Origin of the sequence: Pseudarthrobacter sp. GA104 (assembly GCF_009741265.1) — a bacterium.
In the GTDB taxonomy this organism is placed as follows: domain Bacteria; phylum Actinomycetota; class Actinomycetes; order Actinomycetales; family Micrococcaceae; genus Arthrobacter.
Map to the genome: position 1 here is coordinate 1,922,388 of NZ_WOWL01000001.1, position 19,245 is coordinate 1,941,632.

Below are 19,245 nucleotides of genomic sequence, written 5' to 3' on the forward strand. Positions count from 1 at the left end.
TCGGATGAAGCTGGTCTGCTGGGTCCCGTACGGTTTGGGGCCCGGGCTTAGAGCCCCTTGCCCCCGGTTACCGGCAGGACTGCCCCCGAAATGTAGGATCCGTCCTCGGAGGCCAGCAGCACATACGCCGCGGCAAGTTCGGCCGGCTGGCCTGCCCGCCCCAAAGGGGTATCCTGGCCGAATTTCGGGAGCTTATCCGGCCACTCCGTTGCCGGGATCAGCGGGGTCCAGATGGGGCCGGGCGCCACAGCGTTGACGCGGATGCCCTTGGGACCAAGTTCCTGCGCGAGCGCTTTGGTGAACGCCACCTGCGCGGCCTTGGTCATGGCGTAATCAATGAGGCCCGGCGACGGGTTGAAGGCCTGGATGGATGCCGTGGTGATGATGGACGCGCCCGGTTTGAGGTGCGGTACCGCGGCCCGCGCGGTCCAGAGCAGCGAGTAGAGGTTGGTCTTGAAGACGCGGTCGAATTCCTCGGTGGCCAGGGACTCCAGGCTCTCGCGGTTCTTCTGGTAGGCCGCGTTGAGCACCACCACGTCCAGCCGCCCAAACCCGGACACGGTTTCCCCGGCAATGCGCGTGCTGAATTCCTCCTCGCGGCCGTCTCCGGCAAACAGGAGGACGCGCTGGCCCGCCTTGCGGATCCAGTCCGCGGTGTCCTGCGCATCTTCCTCCTCTTCCGGGAGGTAGGAAATGGCCACATCGGCACCCTCACGGGCAAAGGCAATGGCGGCGGCCTTGCCGATTCCGGAATCACCGCCCGTGATGAGGGCCGCCTTGCCCTGAAGCTTCCCGTGCCCCTCGTAGCTCAGTTCGCCATGGTCGGGCTTGGGTTCCATCGGCGCCGTGAGGCCGGGCTGCTTCTGTTCCTGCTCCGGGAACGGACCCGAGTGGTAGCCGCCCCGCGGATCCTTTGGCTGGTCTGTCTGCTTGCCTGTGTCGCTCATAGTCCGCCTGCTCACTGTGTCGGTTTTCGAAGAGCTCCGCTGTGCACCGGTCCTTCGAAGCTATCCCGGCCGGAGGAGCAAAGTCCACCGTTCGGTGCGAATATAATCAGTAAACTTACCAAATGTTGGGACGGGTGCAACGCCAGCCTTGCTTCTGGATCGGGGAAGAGTAGAAAGGGAACTAAGAGGCTGGCAGTGAAGGAGAAGCAGTGTCCGAGGTGGAGGATTACACAGGCCGATCGGGCCGGAACGAAACCCGCGAGGAACAACTGGACCGCAACTGGGCAGAACTGCTGCAGGAGTTGCGGGTGCTGCAGATGGGCGTTCAGATCCTTGCCGGCTTCCTGCTGACCCTCCCCTTCCAGCAGCGGTTTGAGGATCTCGACGATTTCCAGGTCAACCTCTACCTGGCCAACGTGGTGATTGCGGCCCTCACCACCGCACTCATCCTCCTGCCGGTGAGCGTGCACCGGCGGCTGTTCCGGAAGCGGCTCAAGGAAACCCTGGTGTCCAGCGGCGATTCGATCGCCAAGATGACCCTTGCCGGAATCGCGCTCCTGAGCGCGGGTACGGCTGCGCTTGTTTTCGATGTGGCCGCCGGCCGCTCGGCCGGCCTTACTGCAGGCGGGGCGCTGATGGCGGTGATGGTGGTCCTGCTGGTCTACATCCCTATGCATTTGAACAGGCGCGCCACTGAAGACACGGCGCCTCATGGCTTGAAGGGAGGCTAACAATGAGCAGCAAATGGGTGAGGGAACACGGGCTGCTCCTGGTGAACGCGGGCCTGTTCCTCGTGTTCTTTGCGGGCATGATCCTGACCGGCGCGGCGAACTACAGCCAGGAGCAGCAGGCGCACGGGGAAGCCGCTGTATCAGTTCTGGCATTCCTGGCCACGGGCGACTTCGTGGAGGCCACCTTTGAGAACTGGGAATCGGAGTTCCTGCAAATGGCCATGTATGTGGTCCTGACTGCCTTTCTGTTCCAGAGGGGCTCTTCCGAGTCCAAGCCTGTAGGCAAGGACGCGCCACAGGACGAGGACCCGCGCCAGGCGGCCATCAAAAAGGCCACCCCCTGGCCGGTGAAGCGCGGCGGCGCAGTCCTCAAGCTCTACGAGCACTCGCTGTCCATCCTCCTGTTCCTACTGTTCGTTGGCTCGTTCACCGCGCACGCCTTCGGCGGCGCCGCGGCGTACAACGAGGAACAGGAAAGCCACGGGGAGGCGGGCGTCTCGGTCATTCAGTACGTGGGCACCAGCCGCTTTTGGTTTGAATCCTTCCAGAACTGGCAGAGCGAGTTCCTGGCCGTCGCCGTCCTGGTGGGCGCGTCCGTCTATCTGCGGGAAAAGGGATCGCCGGAGTCCAAACCCGTTGCAGAGCCGCATTATGAAACCGGCACCTGAGCCGGGCACAGCCGAAAGGAATCTGCCGGCGAACCATCATGGGAACCGCCCCTGCTGGTGGCGGCAGCGCAGCACCACTATCGTTTAGCCCTTAGGCGCCCTCGAGTACCTGGCTGGTTGCGCGGGCCAGGTATTTGGCGGCGTTTCCCATGGCATCCTGCGGGCTGGGCGCCATGTCCAGCAGCTGTGCGGCAGCCACCACACCATGGTGGGCAAGTTCTTCAGGCGTGACCAGGATCCTGCCGGCCACCACGATCACCGGGATGCCGCGCTCCCGGGCTGCGTCCGCGAGCGCGATGGGCGCTTTTCCGGTCAGTGACTGCGAGTCCATGGATCCTTCGCCGGTGATGACGAGGTCTGCCTCACCCAGCTGTCCGGCCAGCCCGGTCAGCCCGGCAACAAGCGAGAAGCCGCCTTCCAGCGCGGCGTCGGTGAAGGCAAGGAACGACGCCGGGAAGCCACCGGCGGCGCCCGCCCCGGCGACGTTAACGTCCCGGCCCGTGGCTTCGCGCAGGACGGACGCCCAGTTGCGGAGGCCGGCGTCGAGCAGTTCCACTGTGTCCGGGTCCGCGCCTTTCTGCGGTGCGAAGACGTGCGCGGCGCCTTCGGGTCCGTAGAGGGGGTTGCGTACGTCGACGGCGATGCGGAAGGTTGTGGCGGCAAGCCGCGGGTCCAGCCCGCTCGTGTCCAGCGCGGCGACATCGGCGAGTGAACCGCCGCCCAGGGGCACCACGTTCCCCGCGGAGTCCAGCGGCTTCAGGCCCAGGGCACGCAGTGCCCCGCTGCCGCCGTCGGTCATGGCCGAGCCGCCGAGGCCCAGCACGATCTCGTTGGCGCCGGCATCCAGGGCTGCCGCAATGAGCTGCCCGCACCCGTAGCTGTGGGCCCGGAGGGCGTTGGCCGGGGTGGGGTCCATCTCCGCAAGGCCGGAGGCCTGGGCCGTTTCAATGACGGCGGTGACCCTGCCGTCGTCGGCCTTGCTGATGGCCCAGGCGGCGCCGATTGGCGCAAGAATGGGGCCCACGACGGCGTTGAGGCGCTCCTCGTAGCCCGCCGAAACCGCCGCCTCCAGGGTCCCCTCGCCGCCGTCGGCAATGGGGAACTGCGTGGCGACGGCGTCAGGATAGACCCGCAAAGCACCTTCGGCGATGGCAGCCGCCGCCTCGGCCGCGGTCAGGGAACCCTTGAACTTATCCGGAGCAATAAGAATGCGCATGCGCTCCATCATGCCAGCAGCTGATAGGAAAGCGCTTGCCCGATCCGCAGTCCGGACGGACCCCCAGGCGTCGAGGCTAGCCCTCGCGCCACTCGTGGCTGGTGATGTGCGAGCCGGCCTGCGGCCCCATCTGCAGCATTCCGCCGTCGACCGCCCAGGATGCGCCGTTGACGTAGCTGGAACCTGCCGAGGCAAGGAAGGCGATGACCGCGGCAATTTCCCGGGCGTCACCGGGCCTGCCCAGGGGCACACCCGGCCGGTCCTTGGTGGTGGGGTCCTCGTCTTCCTGCCCTGTCATGGGAGTGGCGATCTCGCCCGGCGCCACGCTGTTGGCCGTGATGCCGTGTTCGGCGAGCTCGAGCGCCAGCGTCTTCATCAGGCCGCCCAGGCCGTGCTTGGACGCGTCATAGGCGGACGAACCCACCCGCGGCTGGAATTCGTGCACGCTGGTGACGGCAATCAGGCGTCCGCCCTTGCCGGCCTGCACCATTCGGCGGGCGGCGGCCTGCAGGCAAACAAAAGCCCCGTTGAGGTTGGTGTCCAGTGTTCGCATCCAGGTGTCGACGTCCAGGTCCAGGAACTTGGTGCCGTCGCCGGTCCCGGCATTGTTGACGAAGACGTCCACTCCGCCCAGTTCGTCCGCCAATTCGTGAATGACGGCCCCGGCGGCGCGGAGTTCAGTGGTGTCAAGCCGGCGCACCACCGCCTTGCGCCCCAGCCGCCGCACCTCCTCGGCCGTGCCTTCAGCGCCGGCTTTGTCTGAGTGCCAGGTGACACCCACGTCCATGCCGGCCCTGGCAAGGGCGACAGCCGTTGCCTTCCCAATGCCGGAGTCCGAGCCGGTAACGATGGCGGCGCTTGGGGCAAATCCTGCGGTGTCCTGCACGGTGGCAGCCTTTCGTTCGGTCAAGCCGGGCGGCGGAGTTCCGGCGCCGAGGGATATTCGCCGTCCTGCGAAGAATCAGGCTCTTCCGGCACGGCCATCAGCGGCACCGCGAAGGTCACTACAGGGCGCCCCTCAGGATCGTCCGCGGACCTGATGGTCAGGCTCCTGGTTCCGGCAGGCACCGTTGGGGTGAACACCTGGAGGTTCCTCGACCCCACGGTGGCGGAATCCCGGAACGAGTACGCCGTTCCGAAGTGGTCCTGGAGGCTGATGCGCGGCTCGGGCGCACCGTCGGAGGCCAAGTGGATGTTGACCACCAATCCCGCGGACCAGATCTCGACGGACAGGACGGTGAACTCCGTGGAGCGGGTGACATGGTTCCCATAGGTGGGCGGGAGCAGCATCCCGCGGAGGGAACCGGAGGGAATGAGTTTGCGCATGGTAGTTCCTGTAAGGTCTGCGTCCACCGTCGGCAAACCGGCGCCGGCTTCATGGGCCGGTGCTGGTGCTGGCGGCAGAACGGTGCGCGGTTTAGGCGTCTTCGCGACCGGGATTCTCCAGCCGGAAGATGTTTGACTGCTGGCCGTCGCTGCGCTGTTGCTGGTAAATGAAGTTCAGTCCCCGGGAGTCGGATTTTTCAAACCATTCCCCCGGCTGATGTGCCGGATCCTGCCCTTTTCGCTCTTCGTCGTGCGTGGCGGCCAGGCTCCGGCCCTCGCGCTCCGGTTCGTCCTCCGTTGAGGTGACCTCCTGTGAATACTTAGGGGATTTGGATGACTCCGCCTGCCCTTCCCCTGCCGGTCGGCAGTAAGTGTACTTGCCATTCAGCATCCCGATCCGCCTGCGTGTCAAGGGTTTGAGTGGCGGCGCGATGCGCCTTCGGAAAGGAGCCAGCCTCCGGGCGGAAGGGGCTGAGCCCCGGCTAATGCCTCGGACGGAGCACAGCAAAATACCCCGGCACCCGGCTCTTCCCGCCGATCCCGGTCATTGGATGTGTTTCGATGGCCACTTCCCCGTCTTCCAGGAGTTCCCAACTCTCCGGCGGAAGTACCCGCGAGCGCTCTTCGGGACCGAAATGGCCGGGCATCGGCAGCCCGCGGATCGCGCGCTCAAGGGGGGCCGGGATGCTTTGGCGGGTTGCACCGAGGTGGGAAACGTACTCAACGGGATTGCCCTGGAAATTCGTTTCGGCGAGGAATACGGTGCCCCGGCTTCCGACCAGCAGCCGCAGGTTTTCCACCAGCGCCGCCTGGTCGGCCTGATCCAGCACGTGGAGCACGCCCCGGATGAAGACGTTTGCGTCAGTGCTGCCGGCCAATCCCCTGCCCGCCCCCGGCGCGGTCATGTCCCGCGTAACGTAGCGCACAGGGCCTGGGCTGCCGGCCGTGGGTGCCTGGGCGCCCGCGTAGGCTATGGCCTGCCCGGAAACATCCACGCCGATGACCTCGGGGAAGACTGCGGCCAATGCGCGGGTAAAACTGCCGTGGCCGCAGCCCACGTCCACCACGGGCAGGTCCGGGTCCAGGTGGCGAAGCAGCACGTCCCTGTAGCCGAGGAATTCATGGTCGGTTCCGGAATCCCAGAGAACCTCGCCCCCGGCTCCGGCCCCCCTGATGCCGGCCCAGTACGCGTCCCATGCCAGCGGCCGGTCCTTGGGGGCAGAGCGGGACAGCCGGATGAGCTTAGGGACCATCAGGTACCTCTGCAGGGTGGACCACAGTGACTTTGCCGGGAGGGACTTCGAGGGGGAGGGCACGGATCAAATATAGGGGCCCGGACAACCCGGCTGCGGGATCTGCCGCCTGCATGACCCCTTCGCAGCTCCTGTCGGCGCCCGCCAGGGCGGTAAAAGTCCTCCATTTCTTTCCCGGGGAGCCGCCCGCCCGGCGTGACCATACAATGTACTCAACTGGGAGGGAAGGGGACACCGTGGCGGCTGACACGCCGAGTGACTTGCGCGCGCCGCGCACCGCCGTCGTGGCAGACCCTGACGATGCGCGCCTCGCATCATATGCCAAGGCGCTGCGGGATGCGGGCTATTCGGTCCTGTGCGCAAGGGACGCCGCCGGACTTGCTGCTTCCCTGGAAGAAAGCCGCCCTTCAGTCGTCGTGGTTGACACGTCGCTCTCCGCCGTCAAAGCAGACGCGCCGGTACTTGTGGTGGTGGACCTCGACGATCCTGCAGAGCTCGCTGCCATGAAGCCGTCCGGCATCCACGACTGCATCGCCAAGCCGCCCGCCCCCCGGGAACTGGCCTACCGCGCCACTGCCCTGATCGACATGGTGGCCCGCCGCAATGCCGCCCGGCAGGAAACCGAGGCACTGCGCGAACAGCTCCGGCAGGTCTCTGCCGCTGTCCGGGCCACGAACGACCCGGAGGAGATCGCCCGCCATGTGGTGGCCGGCTTTGGCCGGACCTTCAAGGCCGACCACGTCTGGCTGACCACTTTCGAGGACAGCCGGGTTCCCCGCATCAACGCCGCCTGGAGCAGGCCCGGGTTGGCGCCGCTCAACGAACAGGCACTGCCGGACGAGGATGATGCCCGCCGGACAGCGGACCTGCTGTGGGCCGGCGCCGAGACCTCGTCTTCACCCGGCACGGAGGAGCCGACGGCGGGTGAGGCCGCTTCACCGGGCATCGGCGACGCCGTTTCCTCCTTGGCCGTGCCCATGGGCGAGGGCAGCTCTTCGCTGGGCATTATTTGGATTGCGATGATCGACCAGCCGCGGACCTGGTCCGGGACTGAACTGGGGCTCATCCAACATGTGGCGGGCAACGCGGCCCACGGACTGATCCAGAGCCACCTGATCAGCAGCCAGCAGCAGGTGGTGAAGCAGCTGCAGCAGCTGGACAAGGCCAAAACGGACTTCCTTGCCACGGTCAACCATGAGCTGCGGACGCCCCTGACGTCCATCATGGCGTATCTGGACATGATCCAGGAAAGCACCGAGCAGCCCGTCTCTCCCGAAGTCCACCAGATGCTGGACATCGTGGTCCGGAACACGGAGCGGCTCAGGATCCTGATCGAGGACATGCTGAGCGTTTCCCGCAACGGCCTTGATGACAGCCTGATGCACCTCACCCCGGTGCGGCTGGGACAGACCCTGGACCTCGTGGCCGCGGCGCTTCGGCCCCTGGCTACACTGCAAAACGTCACCATCGCCGTGGAGCAGGTTCCGGAGGACCCGGAGATCCTTGCCGACGAGGTGCAGCTGCAGCAGGTGTTCACCAACCTGGTCTCCAATGCCATCAAGTTCACCCCCAGCGGAGGGCGCATCCAGGTGGGGAGCGAGTCGCACGCCGCGGCTGATGGCACCCGGTGGGCCACGGTCAGTGTGGCGGACACCGGCATCGGCATTTCGAGTGACGAGATCGACCACGTCTTCACCCGCTTCTACCGGGCATCAAACGCCATGTCGGGGGCGATTCCCGGGACAGGGCTGGGGCTGGCCATCACCAAGGACATCGTGTCCCGGCACGGTGGCAGGATCGACGTTTCCTCGATCCTGGGCGCAGGGACCACGGTCACGGTCAGCCTCCCCCTTGACGCTGAACGCAGCCAGGAAAACTGAGCGGGATGCAGGACTCCGATGTTTGCGGATAACGACCCGCGGCTCTCCCGGCTCCTGGAAGGCATTGTGCGGCTGGCGTCCGGCGACCTCACCTCACGGATCGAGGTTTCTCCGGCGCGTGACGAGCTCGATGCCATCATCATGGGCACCAACCTGCTCGCCGAGGACCTGCAGATCATCTACGAGGAGCTTGAACAGCGGGTGCAGGTCCGGACCCGGCTCCTGCACGAGGCCCATCTGGAGATGCAGAAGATGGCCATGCAGGACCCGCTCACGGGCCTGGCAAACCGCTCCGCCCTGATCGACGCACTGAACGCCGCCCTTGAGGCCGACACCGAATCGGACGAAAGCCCGGTCCTCCTCATGATGGACCTGAACGCGTTCAAATCCATCAACGACAGCCTGGGCCATTCCGCCGGGGACCACGTCCTGATCACCGTGGGGGAACGAATCCGCGGTGCCGTGCGCGAATCCGACGTCGTTGCCCGCCTCGGCGGCGACGAGTTCGCCATCGTCCTGCCCTCGGCCACCCATGACCAGGCCGGCTTTGTGGGCCACCGCATCCTGGCAGCCGTACGTGAGCCCATTGAGCTGCCGGGACGGAGCCTCCGCTGCGGTGCCAGCATCGGGCTCAGCGCCGGCGAGCCGGGCAAGACGCCGGAGGACATGCTGATGGAGGCCGACGTCGCCATGTACGCGTCCAAGGCGGAAGGCCAGAACAAGCTGCACCGCTTCGAGCCGGGACTCCTGCTTGTCCGCAGGCTCCGCAGCCAGCTGGTGGAGGATTTGCGTACCGCCATCAGCACGGACGGCCTGACGCTCAACTACCAGCCGGTCGTGGAACTGGGCTCAGGCCGGATCGAGGGCGTTGAGGCCCTGGTCCGCTGGAACCATCCGACCCGCGGCCTGATCATGCCGGACGAGTTCATTCCGCTGGCGGAAGAAGCCGGGCTGATCTCCGAGCTGGGGCTGTGGGTGCTCCGGGCGGCAGTTCACCAGCTCCGCGACTGGGTCAACGCCTCCGTCGTGGACAGCCGGTTCTCAGTCCGGATCAATATCTCCGCCACAGACCTGCAGAGCCTGCAGTTCATCGAGGATGTCAGGAATGTCCTGAAGGAAACCGGCGTTCGGCCGGACCAGGTGGTGCTGGAGCTGACGGAACTTGCCATCGTCAAAGGCAACGATCTTGACCGGTACTCGCTGGGCGGACTGCGGGGCCTGGGCGTGGGGATCGAGATCGACGATTTCGGCACCGGCTACTCGTCCATCAGCTACCTGCGCCGGCTTCCGGTGGACCGGGTCAAGGTGGACCGGTCACTGATCACCGGGCTGGGAACCGATCCCACGCAGCCCGCCCTGGTGGCGGCGGTCCTGCAGCTGGTCCGGGCGTGCGGGCTGGAAGCGGTGTGGGAAGGCGTTGAAACAGCAGAGCAGGCTGAGATCCTTCGCGGCCTGGGCTGCCTCAGCGCCCAGGGCTATTTCTTCAGCAGGCCGGTCCCTCCGGAACAAATTCCGGAATTAGTGGCAAAACAGCCGGAACGCGCAAAGCAGCAAGGCTGAAACTACTGCGCATTTGTTTCCTGCGATATACGATCATGATGCGGTGTGTGGGTTTTCGTCGCCGCGAAAATCAGTGTTGAACTGGGCACCGGACTTTAAAGGCGTTTACAAATTGAACATCAAAGGGCCATTGGGTCATTACTTCGTCAACTGGGGGCGTAGCTAATGTCGGTTCGAATACAGGCATGGGGAATTATCGCCGCTGTGCTGGCGGACACGGATCCGGCCGGAGCGGCTGTCCGGCAGCGCCTTAGCAACCGCTTGGACGAAAATCCCGGAGTGCCCGAGCGTGCGCTCCTCGAGTACCTTCTTGAGACCCGGCGGAGTGACGCCAACACGGCGGAAACGCTGGAGACTGCCAGGCAGATGCGCCTCACACCCGCCGTCCCGCCCAAAGTGGCGGAACAGATCGATGCAATCCGCAGCATGTCACGCATCAGCGCCCTGCTTGAGAGCCAGATGCTGATGACAGCCTTCCAGCCCATTTACGGGCTGGAAGAAAAAATCGTGGTGGGAGTCGAGGCGTTGTCCCGGTTCGTCAGCGACGACGGTGCTGCGGCAGAACTGTGGTTCGCTGAGGCAGCCGCTGTGGGGCTGGGAGCGAACCTCGAATTTTCGGCACTGGGATCTGCTGCCGCCGCAGCTAAGACGCTTCCCGAGAACCTGTTCGTGTCACTCAACATCTCGCCCGATTCATGCCTTGACCCCAGGCTTCCGGAACTGTTCGAGCACATCGAGCTTCCCGTCAGCCGCGTAGTGCTCGAACTGACGGAAACCATCACGGACGAGGAATACCCGCAGTTCATCGCCGCCATCAATCCGTTGCGCGACCAGGGCCTGCGGATCGCCGTGGATGACACCCATTCAGGGGCAGGGGCACTGAGCCGGATGGTGCACCTCCGCCCGGACTTCCTGAAGGTGGGCCGGAACGTCATCGGCGATGTCGACAAAGACGGCTTCCAGCGCGCCCTTGCCGCCTGCCTGGTGGACTTTGCGGACCAGATCGGCACGTCACTCGTGGCAGAGGGCATCGAGACTGTCGGGGAGCTCAAGGTCCTCACCGAACTGGGAATCACAGCCGGGCAGGGCTATCTCCTCGGCCGGCCTTCGGTGCGGCCCAAGGACTGGGCCAGCTGGAACAGCCGGCTGGACCTGGACGGGATCAGCCGCCACGTGGCGGGACCCGATCAGGCCGCCGGCAAGCCACACACAAGCTAACCGCACTGGCAGCAAGGCCTCACCGAAACGGAAGCCCGCCGGGCCGGTTCAGGCGTGGGCAATCCGGCAGGCCCTCAGCCGGCGGGGCTATTCGCTGTGGCCCTGGTCGCGGCTCATTTGGTCCTCAGCCGGCGGCGTCTCGCCGGGAGGCACTCCCCCACCCGGCTCCAGCCCGGTGACGTTGCCTTCGGCAGGGTCCGGATTCGGTGATGCGGCGGAGTCCCCGCTTCCCTGCTTGCCCGGCTGGTCAGGGTTCGCGGGATCATTTTCCGGATGGTAGCTGCTCACGGTGCATGCGTCCTTCCTGCACGGCCGGGGTTCCTTACCCCGGCTCTGGACTAATTGTAAGCATGCTGATAATTCTGGAAGGGTAATGCTTCGGGCATCCGCTGGATTGCCCGGCAGGCAAGGTCGGAAGGAGCAGCCACATGGGTATCGGCGACAGCATCGGCAAGGCAGCAGAAAACGCCATGGAGGATCTGGCAGGGACATCAAAGCCCACGGAGAAAGCACATGTTCCTGATCCCGCGGATCCCAACGATGACGTGGAAGTGCACTCCTCCCTGAGCGAGGGCTCCAACGCGATGGAAGCGGAGAAGGAAGAGGCTCCGGGACTCAAGACCGGCGCAGCCCCCGGGCCCGTATCGGAGAATCCCTTCGGCGGGGATGCGGAGCCTGACGAGCCGGCCGGCAGCACTGGCGGTAGCGGGGGCACCAGCACGGGTCGGGGGTAGTGGCCGGGCGTAGGTGACCTCAGCCGCGCGGCCACTTTCCGCGTTCCAGCAGGACCTCGCGGAGCAGGTCCGCGCGGTCGGTCACCAGACCGTCCACGCCCATGTCAAGGAGCCGGCGCATTTCACCGGGATCGTTGATCGTCCAGGCATGGACCACCAGGCCCAAGATGTGGGCGCGGCGGACAAACCCGGGCGTCACCACTTCCACCCTGCCGTAACGCACTGGAACCTGCAGGGCGTGGACTCCTCGCAGGTTCAGGCGCATGCTCCACCTGAACACCGGTCCGGGGAGTATCGGGCCCAGCACCGTGAACAAGCCCACCGAAACCACTCCGGCTGACGCTGCCACCGGCTGGCTCAGCAGCTTCAGCACCGCCCGCCGCCTCCGGTCCGAGAAGCTGGTCAGCAGCACCCGGTGGTGCACTTGGTGGTATTCAATTCCAGCGGCGATGCTGCGTACGGAATTCCAGTCCTTGACGTCCACATTCAACCGGACGCCAGGCAGCTCGACGAGCAGTTCATCGAACCGCGGGATGGGCTCGCGTCCGCCGATCCGCGCCTCGGCCACCTTATGGGCGGGAAGCTCGGACACCTTCCCGCTGCCGTCGGTCACCCGGTCCAGCGTCTCATCGTGGAAGAGGAACACCACGCCGTCGGCCGTGGTGTGGACATCGGTTTCGAGGTACCGGTAGCCGAGGTCGACGGCGGCGCGGAACGCGGCCATCGAGTTCTCCAAACCCTCACGCGAAAATCCACGGTGGGCCATCGGCATGGGCAGCGGCGACCCGTCTGCATCAGCATGCTCGAAGAAGGGGAGGGCCACAATGCGAGCGTACCCCAGGCGGCACCGGCCCGGGGGCGGGCGGCAGGGCCGCGGCGGTCAGCCCTCCTGAAGGACTATGTCCACGCCGTCGCTGCAGTGCAGCAGCGTACGGCCGCGCCCGCCGTCGAAATCGATCCATACCGCCGCATGGTCGGCGGTGACCGCATCCACCAGGCCGCTGGCTTCGAAACCCGGGGCCAGGAGGACGCGGACGCGGTCGCCCTGCCGCAGCTTCTTCCAGTGCGGAGCAGGCGCGGCCTCGCGGAGCGGCGCCTCAGCATTTCCAAGCTTCGCTTTTCTTCCCATTGCTTCCCCCTGTGACGGAACGGAGAGGTTGGGCTCTCCGTTTCCCACGTTAGGGAGCAAAGGTAAACGCGAGGTGAGCGCCAGCTGTGTAAACGGCGCCGGCACCTAAGAGTCAGGACAGTTGGACACCCAGCGAGGCCAGCCGTGCCTCCAGGACCTGGGCCACGCCGTCGTCGTCAAAATGCGGGGCCTGCTGCCCTGCCGCGCGGATTGCTTCAGGGTGGCCGCTGGCCATGGCGTAGCCCTGGCCTGCCCAGCGGAGCATTTCGATGTCGTTGGGCATGTCTCCGAAGGCCACCACGTCCGCAGCCCGGATTCCCAGGCTGGCCGCGTATTCGGCCAGGGTGACGGCCTTGTTGACCCCGGGAACCGCGAGCTCGAGCATCGGCACGCCCGGCGATGAGTGCGTGGCGGACGCGAGGTGTTCGACGGCGGGAGCCACCTCCGCGAGGAAGTCATCTGCGGTGCCCTCGCGGACAATGGCCAGGAACTTCACCACCGCGTCGTCCGCCGCCAGCGATTGGGCGAGCGGCGCCGGGGTGAATTCGGAGAGCAGCTCGCTGGAGCCGTTTTCGATGAAACCGGGCTCCAGATGGAACCCGCCCAGCGTTTCGGCGGCGAACAGGGCGGCGGGGCGCAGCCGCTTGATGATGCGGCGCACCTCCAGCACGGCATCGATGGTCAAGGTGCGGGCCGAGACCAGCTTGTCCGCCTCAAGGTCCCAGACCACGGCGCCATTGGAGCAGATGACGGTTCCCGCATGGCCGAGCCGGTCCTGCAGCGGGTGCAGCCAGCGCGGCGGCCGGCCGGTGACAAAAACGAGTTCGACGCCGGCCTCCCGGCATGCGTGGAAGGCGCGGACGGTGCGGTCGCTGATTTTTCCGTCGTGGCCGAGGATCGTTCCGTCAATGTCGCTTGCTACCAACCGCATCATGCCAGTCTACGTGGCGGTCCCCGGGGCCAGCGCCGCCGTCGGTGCCTGCTAGAAACTGGAGACCGACAGGCCCAGGCCAAGGAGCCCCCGGCCCGCCTGCTCAAGGATGGGATCGGTGGCCAGGGTTGGATGGTTAAGCAGGACGCCCGCATCCCGCTGGATCCGCTGGAGCGGATGCGAAAGCCGGTGGGCGCTTCCGCCGGAGCGGGCCATGACCAGGTTGACGGCCTGGGCAGCGGCCTCGCCGCTGAGGGCAAAGGACAGGCGATACTGCGCCCTCGTCCCCTCCGCCATGGTCCTCGGCTGCCGTCGATGGGACGCGTCCACCAGCCGCACCGCCTCCGCCCAGTGCAGCCGTGCGGTGGCAACCAGCCCGTAAGCCTGGGCGAAACGCGCCTGCGCAACGGCAGAGTCCGCCTGTCGGCTCTCCGCAGTGTTCTTGACCTTGCGCCTGAGCATCTGTTCCCGGAACAGCTCCAGGGCGAGTTCCGCGGCTCCCAGTGCGGCCGAAGGGGCAACAATGTTCAACAGCGTGCCCATGGGCGTGCTGATGATGGGGTCCGGATGAATGCGGCTGCCGGGATTGTCCTCAGCCGTCAGCAGGGTCCAGGCCGCTGCCCGGCGGGCAGGCACAAACAATTGCTGTGCGTGGATGTCGTTGCTTCCGGTTCCCCTCAGGCCGGCGGTGTGCCAGGTGTCCACTATCTCCACATCGTTGATGGGGACAAGGCACTGCAGGCGCACGCCGTTGTGGTCCACCGCCAGGAGCGCCCACTGGGAGTGCAGCACGCCGGAGGCGAAGCTCCAGCGGCCGGTGATGAGGTAACCGCCGGGCGCCTCCTCGGCAATGCCGACCGGCGCGCCGGTGGCGGCTGCCAGGGGCGCCGGGCCGCCTGCGAACACTTCATCCTGCACCGCTTGCGGCCAGCGTGCGAGCATCCAGACGTGCTCCATCAGGTGCCCGGCGTTCCAGGCCGTGGAGGGGCAGCCCCGGGCCAGCCTCCGCACCACCTCACCATAGGTTTCCACGCCCATTCCATAACCGCCGACACCGATGGGGGCGAGGATCCTGAAGACGCCGGCGTCCTGCAGTTCCAGCAGTGTGATGTCCGGGATGCGCCGCAGGTTCTCCGTTTCCTCCGCCCGCTCCCTCAGCCGGGGAACCAGGGCATCAACCCTGGCCAGCAGTTCCTCATGTGTTGGGATCCCCGTAGACGCGGATCCAGGAACGGTGGACACGCCGGCGGAAACATCGTCGATATAGATTGTCATGCCTGTCCCGCCCGCCTCAGGCCGCAAAGTCCAGGGTATGGGCGGTGCGGTCCCGCTTGGCGGCGAGGTAGCGGTGGTTTGCCGGAGACAGGTGCACTCCCGTGGGGACCTGTTCGGTGACCTCTATGCCCAGCGCCTTCAGTTGGGCCGTCTTGTCCGGGTTGTTGCTGAGGAGGCGGACTGACGTGGCGCCAAGCGCGGCGAGCATCTGGGCAGCGGCCGTGTAGTCCCGCTCGTCCTCGCCGTGGCCCAGGGCCACGTTCGCTTCGTAGGTGTCCAGGCCTGCGTCCTGCAACGCGTACGCATCGAGCTTTGAGTACAGGCCGATGCCCCTGCCTTCCTGGCGCAGGTACAGCAGGAACCCGCCGGTGGCCGCGATCTCCTCCACCCCTTCGCGCAGTTGGGGGCCGCAGTCGCACCGCTCGCTGCCAAACACATCGCCCGTGAGGCATTCACTGTGGAGCCGGACAAGGGGCGCGGACTGCGCCGATTCCCCGTGGAGCAGCAGGGCCTGTTCCCAGCCGCCGAGTCCAAGCAGGAGGTGCTCCTTGCCGTCGGCAAGCCCGTGGAAGGTGAGGACGTCGGCGGTTGCGGCATAGCCGTCCGGAAAGCGCAGGGGAACGCTGACCCGGCTGCGAACGGTGGCGCTACCGAGCCCGCGGCTGACGTACTGGTTACTGGTCAGGGGCATTTCGGGTCCTCAGGCGTTAGTTGAACTTTCAACCTAACGATACCCGAGCTTACTTGAAGCTACAAGCTTTATTTTCCGCGCTGCCGCTGGCCGGAGACGCGCCCGGCAGCTTCGCGCGGCCTGCCGCCCAGGCGCGCAGTGACCTTGGCAGCAGCTGCCGCGCATGACTCCCCCAAGGCCTGGAGGCGCTCCGTGGAGACCCGGAACCGCGGCGCGGGGATAAGGACGGCAGCCACCACCTCACCCCGATGGTCGTAAACGGGGGCCGCCAGTCCCACCTCATCGATGGAGGTTTCCCCGTAGTTGACGGCCCAGCCGCGGCGGAGGTCGTCCTTCAGCCGGACCAGGTAGGCATCCAGGCTGGATTCGTCCAGGCCGGGATAGCTGATCGTCCCGCTGCTGAGCAGGGAGCGGACCCTTTCCTCCGGCTCCTGGGCGAGGAAGACCTGGACTGAGGAGCTGAGGGCGTCGCTGTACCGGGCACCCAGCGGGGTGGTGTGCTTGATCTGGTGGTGGCTGGCGATCTGCTCCACGCAGATGGATTCGTCACCGCTCCACACCATGAGTGCACTGGTTTCACCGGTCTGCTCGGACAGCTCCCGCAGAACCGGGTAGGCGACGCGGCGCTCCTCGAGTTCGGCGAGGAGCGGCCCGGCGACGGCGATCAGGCCCAGGCCGAGCCGGAAGCGGCGCGTCTCGGGGTCCCGCTCCACCAGGTGCTCCTGTTCAAAAGTGGCCAGGATCCTGGAGACGGTGCTTTTGTGCAGCCCCACGCGGTTGGCAATCTCGGTGACGCCGAGCAGTGGCTCGTCCGCCGAGAAAGTCCGGAGGACGGCGATGGCGTTGACGATGACGGAAGCGCCCTTGCTGTCGCCGTTGCCTGTGGTCTCGGATTCTGCTGCACTCATGGTGGTACCCATCATTCCCTAAGGGAGGCCGGAAGCGGCGCCACGGGGGTGGCGCCGCTTCCGGGTTTCGTTCCTGGAAGGCTAGGCGCCGATGATGTTGTACTCGGGGCCGAACGGGAACTTGGTGATGTTCTCCGCGCCGTCCTCGCCCACCACCAGGATGTCGTGCTCGCGGTAGCCGCCGGCGCCCGGCTGGCCGTCAAGGACGGTGATCATCGGCTCCATGGAGACCACCATGCCCGGCTCCAGGACGGTGTCGATATCCTCGCGGAGCTCCAGCCCGGCTTCCCGGCCGTAGTAGTGGCTGAGGACGCCGAAGGAGTGTCCGTAGCCGAAGGTGCGGTTGGCCAGGAGTCCATACCCGACGTAGATCTCGTTGAGTTCCGCTGCGATGTCCTTGCAGACCGCGCCGGGCTTGATCAGTTCGAGGCCTCGCTTGTGGACTTCCACGTTGATGTTCCACAGCTCCAGGGACCGGGCGTCCGGCTCGCCGTAGAACAGGGTGCGCTCCAGGGCGGTGTAGTAGCCGGAGGTCATGGGGAAGCAGTTCAGGGACAGGATGTCGTGTTCCTGGATCTTGCGGGTGGTGGCCCAGTTGTGGGCGCCGTCGGTGTTGATGCCGGACTGGAACCAGACCCAGGTATCACGGATTTCCGAGTCGGGGAAGGTCCGGGCGATCTCGTGGACCATGGCCTCCGTACCGATCAGCGCGACCTCGTACTCGGTGATCCCGGCGGTGATGGCGTTGCGGATGGCTTCGCCGCCCAGGTCGCCGATCCGGGCACCGTGCTTGATGACTTCGATTTCCTCGGCGGACTTGATCATGCGCTGGCGCATGGCGGCCTGGGCCACGTCCACCAGGGTTGCGGACGGGAAGGCTGCCTGGATCTTGTTGCGGTTGTCCAGCGGGAGCGAGTCATCCTCGACGCCGAGGCGGCGGGGGTTGATGCCGCGGGTCCGCAGGACTTCCTGGATGGCGAAGATGTAGTTGTCCCGGCGCCAGTCCGTGTAGACGATGTTGTCGCCGTAGCTGCGGCGCCAAGGCATGCCGGCGTCGATATTGGCGGTAACGGTGACGGTGTCATCCTTGGTGACCACCATGCCGTAGGAACGGCCGAAGGTGGTGAACAGGAAGTCCGAGTAGTACTTGATGGAGTGGTAGCTGGTGAGGACGACGGCGTCCAGTTCCTTCTCTGCCATGATCCGCCGGAGGCCCGCGAGCCGGCGTTCGAACTCGGCGTCGGAGAACGTGAGGCTGACCTTCTCGCCGTTCTTGAGGATCTTGGTGCGCTCGAGTTCGGCGACGGTGGTGGCGTTCTCGGTGGTGATGGTCATCGTGGCGATGCCTTTCTCTGGTGCATTTTCGATGTGCAGGTGGTTCGGTAGGGACGGAAGTTATTCGTGCCGCAGCGGCTCTTTGCAGGTTTCCCTGGAGAGTGCCACGGCGATGAGCGAAACGACGGCGGCAGCGACGAGGTACCAGGCCGGCGCCAGGTCGTTTGCGGTTGCGGCGATGAGGAGCGTCGCCATGAACGGGGCGGTGCCGCCGAAGAGGGCGTTGGAGAGGTTGAAGCTGACGGCAAAGCCGCTGTAGCGGACCCGGGTGGGGAACATTTCAGCCAGGAAGCTGGGGAGCGTGCCGTCGTTGAGGGTGAGCATGGCGCCCAGCAGGATCTGGACCAGGACGATCACCAGGAAGTTGCCGGTCCCGAGCAGTGCGAACGCAGGAACTGTCAGGACGATGAAGGCGACTGATGCGGTGATCAGTACCTTCTTGCGCCCGTACCGGTCCGAGAGCATGCCGGTGAGGAAGATGAAGCCGATGTAGGTGACCAGCGCGATGGTCGTGGCAAGGAATGATTCGGTCTCGCCCAGGCCCAGTTCCGAGGACAGGTAGGTGGGCATGTAGCTGAGGATCACGTAGAAGCCGACGGCGTTGAGCAGGACGGCCCCGACGGCCTGGAGCAGTTGCCGCCAGTGGTTGCGGAAGAGGCTGGAGACGGGCGCCTTGGCAGCGTGGTCCTGGGCCTCCAGATCGCGGAACACCGGGGTGTCTTCGAGCTTTGTCCGGATGTATCGGCCGATCAGGCCCATCGGGGCGGCCAGGAGGAACGGCAGCCGCCAGCCCCAGCTCTGCATCGCGTCGGCAGCGAGCAGCGTGGTCAGCAGCCCGGCGATCAGTGAACCGAGCAGGAGGCCGGCTGCGGTGCTGGCGGGAACAACCGCGGCATACAGGCCCCGCTTGTTGGCGGGGGCGTACTCCACCAGGAACGCCGATGCTCCCGCGTACTCGCCCGAGGCAGAGAAGCCCTGGATCACCCTTATGACCAGGAGCAGGATGGGAGCCCAGATTCCGATCGTGCCGTATCCGGGAATCAGCGCGATGCAGAAAGTTGCTCCGGACATTATCAGGATCGACAGCGAGAGGGCTGTCCGCCGGCCAACCTTGTCGCCAATGTGGCCCCAGACGAAGCCGCCGAGCGGCCGCACCAGGAATGAAATGGCAAACAGGGCGAAGGTCAGCAGGAGCCCGGTCTGCGGGTCGGATTCCGGGAAGAAGACTGATGCGATAGTGACGGCCAGGTAGCCGTAGACCGCGTAGTCGAACCATTCGACGAAGTTGCCGATGAAGCTGGCCGCAATGACGCGGCGGCGCGTTTCCTTGCTGACGGCATTGTCAGCAGGCGTGGGGTTGCTGGACGGGGTTCCATTCGACTCCGGGCCAGCTTCCCGCTCACGGGCGGGGGAAGAAGTTTCGTTACTCATGTATCCACCAAA

At 65.9% G+C, this 19,245-nt stretch carries 21 protein-coding genes; 6 read left to right on the forward strand and 15 right to left on the reverse strand.

The annotated features are described in order from the left end of the window. Window positions 1–47: 47 nt before the first annotated feature. Window positions 48–947 carry an SDR family oxidoreductase gene (locus tag GK109_RS08755; RefSeq protein ID WP_157239814.1) on the reverse strand — a complete coding sequence of 300 codons (900 nt, stop codon included), beginning with the start codon at window positions 945–947 and terminating at the stop codon, window positions 48–50. Between the two features lie 209 nt (window positions 948–1,156). Between GK109_RS08755 and GK109_RS08760 the strand changes: the two genes are divergently transcribed. Together GK109_RS08760 and GK109_RS08765 are read left to right on the forward strand one after the other, a co-directional pair. Next, window positions 1,157–1,678 (forward strand): DUF6328 family protein, encoded by a 522-nt coding sequence (locus tag GK109_RS08760; protein WP_321215032.1) that lies wholly within the window; start codon window positions 1,157–1,159, stop codon window positions 1,676–1,678. Window positions 1,679–1,680: 2 nt separating this feature from the next. Continuing rightward, the gene (locus tag GK109_RS08765) at window positions 1,681–2,346 is read left to right on the forward strand and encodes a DUF6766 family protein (protein WP_157239816.1); all 666 of its coding nucleotides are present in this window, start codon (window positions 1,681–1,683) and stop codon (window positions 2,344–2,346) included. A 91-nt stretch (window positions 2,347–2,437) separates the two neighbouring features. Here the strand turns inward: GK109_RS08765 and GK109_RS08770 are convergent, their stop codons facing one another. The 5 genes from GK109_RS08770 to GK109_RS08790 form a co-directional block, all read right to left on the reverse strand. Continuing rightward, complete coding sequence (locus GK109_RS08770) at window positions 2,438–3,562, reverse strand: glycerate kinase (RefSeq protein ID WP_157239817.1); 1,125 nt, start codon at window positions 3,560–3,562, stop codon at window positions 2,438–2,440. Window positions 3,563–3,638: 76 nt separating this feature from the next. Further along, entirely contained in the window at window positions 3,639–4,448 is an 810-nt protein-coding gene (locus GK109_RS08775; RefSeq protein WP_370460482.1) for an SDR family oxidoreductase, read from the reverse strand. 20 nt (window positions 4,449–4,468) lie between these two features. Next, window positions 4,469–4,888, reverse strand: a complete 420-nt coding sequence (locus tag GK109_RS08780) for a hypothetical protein (RefSeq protein WP_157239821.1) — start codon at window positions 4,886–4,888, stop codon at window positions 4,469–4,471. 91 nt (window positions 4,889–4,979) lie between these two features. Next, complete coding sequence (locus GK109_RS08785) at window positions 4,980–5,279, reverse strand: hypothetical protein (protein ID WP_197432430.1); 300 nt, start codon at window positions 5,277–5,279, stop codon at window positions 4,980–4,982. Between the two features lie 91 nt (window positions 5,280–5,370). Then, window positions 5,371–6,141, reverse strand: a complete 771-nt coding sequence (locus GK109_RS08790) for a class I SAM-dependent methyltransferase (RefSeq protein ID WP_197432559.1) — start codon at window positions 6,139–6,141, stop codon at window positions 5,371–5,373. Window positions 6,142–6,347: 206 nt separating this feature from the next. Here GK109_RS08790 and GK109_RS08795 point away from each other — a divergent pair, with 206 nt between their 5' ends. The 3 genes from GK109_RS08795 to GK109_RS08805 all read left to right on the forward strand — a co-directional run bounded on the left by GK109_RS08795 (window position 6,348) and on the right by GK109_RS08805 (window position 10,799). Beyond that, a complete protein-coding gene (locus GK109_RS08795; protein ID WP_157239822.1) occupies window positions 6,348–8,021 on the forward strand; it encodes an ATP-binding protein in 1,674 nt (557 codons plus the stop codon). A gap of 18 nt (window positions 8,022–8,039) precedes the next feature. Beyond that, window positions 8,040–9,581, forward strand: a complete 1,542-nt coding sequence (locus GK109_RS08800) for a bifunctional diguanylate cyclase/phosphodiesterase (RefSeq protein WP_157239824.1) — start codon at window positions 8,040–8,042, stop codon at window positions 9,579–9,581. Window positions 9,582–9,746: 165 nt separating this feature from the next. Beyond that, a complete protein-coding gene (locus tag GK109_RS08805; protein ID WP_157239826.1) occupies window positions 9,747–10,799 on the forward strand; it encodes an EAL domain-containing protein in 1,053 nt (350 codons plus the stop codon). An 87-nt stretch (window positions 10,800–10,886) separates the two neighbouring features. Here the strand turns inward: GK109_RS08805 and GK109_RS22210 are convergent, their stop codons facing one another. Then, the gene (locus GK109_RS22210; RefSeq protein ID WP_321215024.1) at window positions 10,887–11,087 is read right to left on the reverse strand and encodes a DUF6480 family protein; all 201 of its coding nucleotides are present in this window, start codon (window positions 11,085–11,087) and stop codon (window positions 10,887–10,889) included. Window positions 11,088–11,227: 140 nt separating this feature from the next. On the opposite strand from GK109_RS22210, the gene GK109_RS08815 reads away from it, so the two are divergent. Further along, window positions 11,228–11,533, forward strand: a complete 306-nt coding sequence (locus GK109_RS08815) for a hypothetical protein (protein WP_157239827.1) — start codon at window positions 11,228–11,230, stop codon at window positions 11,531–11,533. Window positions 11,534–11,552: 19 nt separating this feature from the next. Here GK109_RS08815 and GK109_RS08820 read toward each other — a convergent pair whose 3' ends face one another. The 8 genes from GK109_RS08820 to GK109_RS08855 all read right to left on the reverse strand — a co-directional run bounded on the left by GK109_RS08820 (window position 11,553) and on the right by GK109_RS08855 (window position 19,233). Beyond that, the gene (locus GK109_RS08820) at window positions 11,553–12,356 is read right to left on the reverse strand and encodes a glycerophosphodiester phosphodiesterase (protein WP_370460483.1); all 804 of its coding nucleotides are present in this window, start codon (window positions 12,354–12,356) and stop codon (window positions 11,553–11,555) included. Window positions 12,357–12,413: 57 nt separating this feature from the next. Further along, window positions 12,414–12,662: a hypothetical protein gene (locus tag GK109_RS08825; RefSeq protein WP_157239831.1), complete on the reverse strand. Its 249-nt coding sequence runs from the start codon at window positions 12,660–12,662 to the stop codon at window positions 12,414–12,416. 112 nt (window positions 12,663–12,774) lie between these two features. Further along, window positions 12,775–13,593, reverse strand: a complete 819-nt coding sequence (locus GK109_RS08830; protein WP_197432431.1) for an HAD family hydrolase — start codon at window positions 13,591–13,593, stop codon at window positions 12,775–12,777. A 51-nt stretch (window positions 13,594–13,644) separates the two neighbouring features. After that, the gene (locus tag GK109_RS08835; RefSeq protein WP_157239835.1) at window positions 13,645–14,868 is read right to left on the reverse strand and encodes an acyl-CoA dehydrogenase family protein; all 1,224 of its coding nucleotides are present in this window, start codon (window positions 14,866–14,868) and stop codon (window positions 13,645–13,647) included. 16 nt (window positions 14,869–14,884) lie between these two features. Beyond that, window positions 14,885–15,559 carry a GTP cyclohydrolase II gene (gene ribA / locus GK109_RS08840; protein WP_157239837.1) on the reverse strand — a complete coding sequence of 225 codons (675 nt, stop codon included), beginning with the start codon at window positions 15,557–15,559 and terminating at the stop codon, window positions 14,885–14,887. A gap of 68 nt (window positions 15,560–15,627) precedes the next feature. Beyond that, complete coding sequence (locus GK109_RS08845; RefSeq protein WP_157239838.1) at window positions 15,628–16,467, reverse strand: IclR family transcriptional regulator; 840 nt, start codon at window positions 16,465–16,467, stop codon at window positions 15,628–15,630. An 81-nt stretch (window positions 16,468–16,548) separates the two neighbouring features. Continuing rightward, the gene (locus GK109_RS08850; RefSeq protein WP_157239841.1) at window positions 16,549–17,802 is read right to left on the reverse strand and encodes an aminopeptidase P family protein; all 1,254 of its coding nucleotides are present in this window, start codon (window positions 17,800–17,802) and stop codon (window positions 16,549–16,551) included. 60 nt (window positions 17,803–17,862) lie between these two features. Then, window positions 17,863–19,233, reverse strand: coding sequence for an MFS transporter (locus GK109_RS08855; protein WP_157239842.1), 1,371 nt, complete (start codon window positions 19,231–19,233; stop codon window positions 17,863–17,865). Between the last annotated feature and the right edge of the window lie 12 nt (window positions 19,234–19,245).

Excerpts from the sequence above, each read along its gene's own strand:
- GK109_RS08755 (WP_157239814.1), bottom strand. The coding sequence starts at position 947 with ATGAGCGACACAGGCAAGCAGACAGACCAGCCAAAGGATCCGCGGGGC.
- GK109_RS08765 (WP_157239816.1), top strand. The coding sequence starts at position 1,681 with ATGAGCAGCAAATGGGTGAGGGAACACGGGCTGCTCCTGGTGAACGCG.
- GK109_RS08770 (WP_157239817.1), bottom strand. The coding sequence starts at position 3,562 with ATGCGCATTCTTATTGCTCCGGATAAGTTCAAGGGTTCCCTGACCGCG.
- GK109_RS08780 (WP_157239821.1), bottom strand. The coding sequence starts at position 4,888 with ATGCGCAAACTCATTCCCTCCGGTTCCCTCCGCGGGATGCTGCTCCCG.
- GK109_RS08785 (WP_197432430.1), bottom strand. The coding sequence starts at position 5,279 with ATGCTGAATGGCAAGTACACTTACTGCCGACCGGCAGGGGAAGGGCAG.
- GK109_RS08790 (WP_197432559.1), bottom strand. The coding sequence starts at position 6,141 with ATGGTCCCTAAGCTCATCCGGCTGTCCCGCTCTGCCCCCAAGGACCGG.
- GK109_RS08795 (WP_157239822.1), top strand. The coding sequence starts at position 6,348 with ATGTACTCAACTGGGAGGGAAGGGGACACCGTGGCGGCTGACACGCCG.
- GK109_RS08800 (WP_157239824.1), top strand. The coding sequence starts at position 8,040 with ATGTTTGCGGATAACGACCCGCGGCTCTCCCGGCTCCTGGAAGGCATT.
- GK109_RS08805 (WP_157239826.1), top strand. The coding sequence starts at position 9,747 with ATGTCGGTTCGAATACAGGCATGGGGAATTATCGCCGCTGTGCTGGCG.
- GK109_RS08815 (WP_157239827.1), top strand. The coding sequence starts at position 11,228 with ATGGGTATCGGCGACAGCATCGGCAAGGCAGCAGAAAACGCCATGGAG.
- GK109_RS08825 (WP_157239831.1), bottom strand. The coding sequence starts at position 12,662 with ATGGGAAGAAAAGCGAAGCTTGGAAATGCTGAGGCGCCGCTCCGCGAG.
- GK109_RS08830 (WP_197432431.1), bottom strand. The coding sequence starts at position 13,593 with ATGCGGTTGGTAGCAAGCGACATTGACGGAACGATCCTCGGCCACGAC.
- GK109_RS08835 (WP_157239835.1), bottom strand. The coding sequence starts at position 14,868 with ATGACAATCTATATCGACGATGTTTCCGCCGGCGTGTCCACCGTTCCT.
- ribA (WP_157239837.1), bottom strand. The coding sequence starts at position 15,559 with ATGCCCCTGACCAGTAACCAGTACGTCAGCCGCGGGCTCGGTAGCGCC.
- GK109_RS08845 (WP_157239838.1), bottom strand. The coding sequence starts at position 16,467 with ATGAGTGCAGCAGAATCCGAGACCACAGGCAACGGCGACAGCAAGGGC.
- GK109_RS08850 (WP_157239841.1), bottom strand. The coding sequence starts at position 17,802 with ATGACCATCACCACCGAGAACGCCACCACCGTCGCCGAACTCGAGCGC.
- GK109_RS08855 (WP_157239842.1), bottom strand. The coding sequence starts at position 19,233 with ATGAGTAACGAAACTTCTTCCCCCGCCCGTGAGCGGGAAGCTGGCCCG.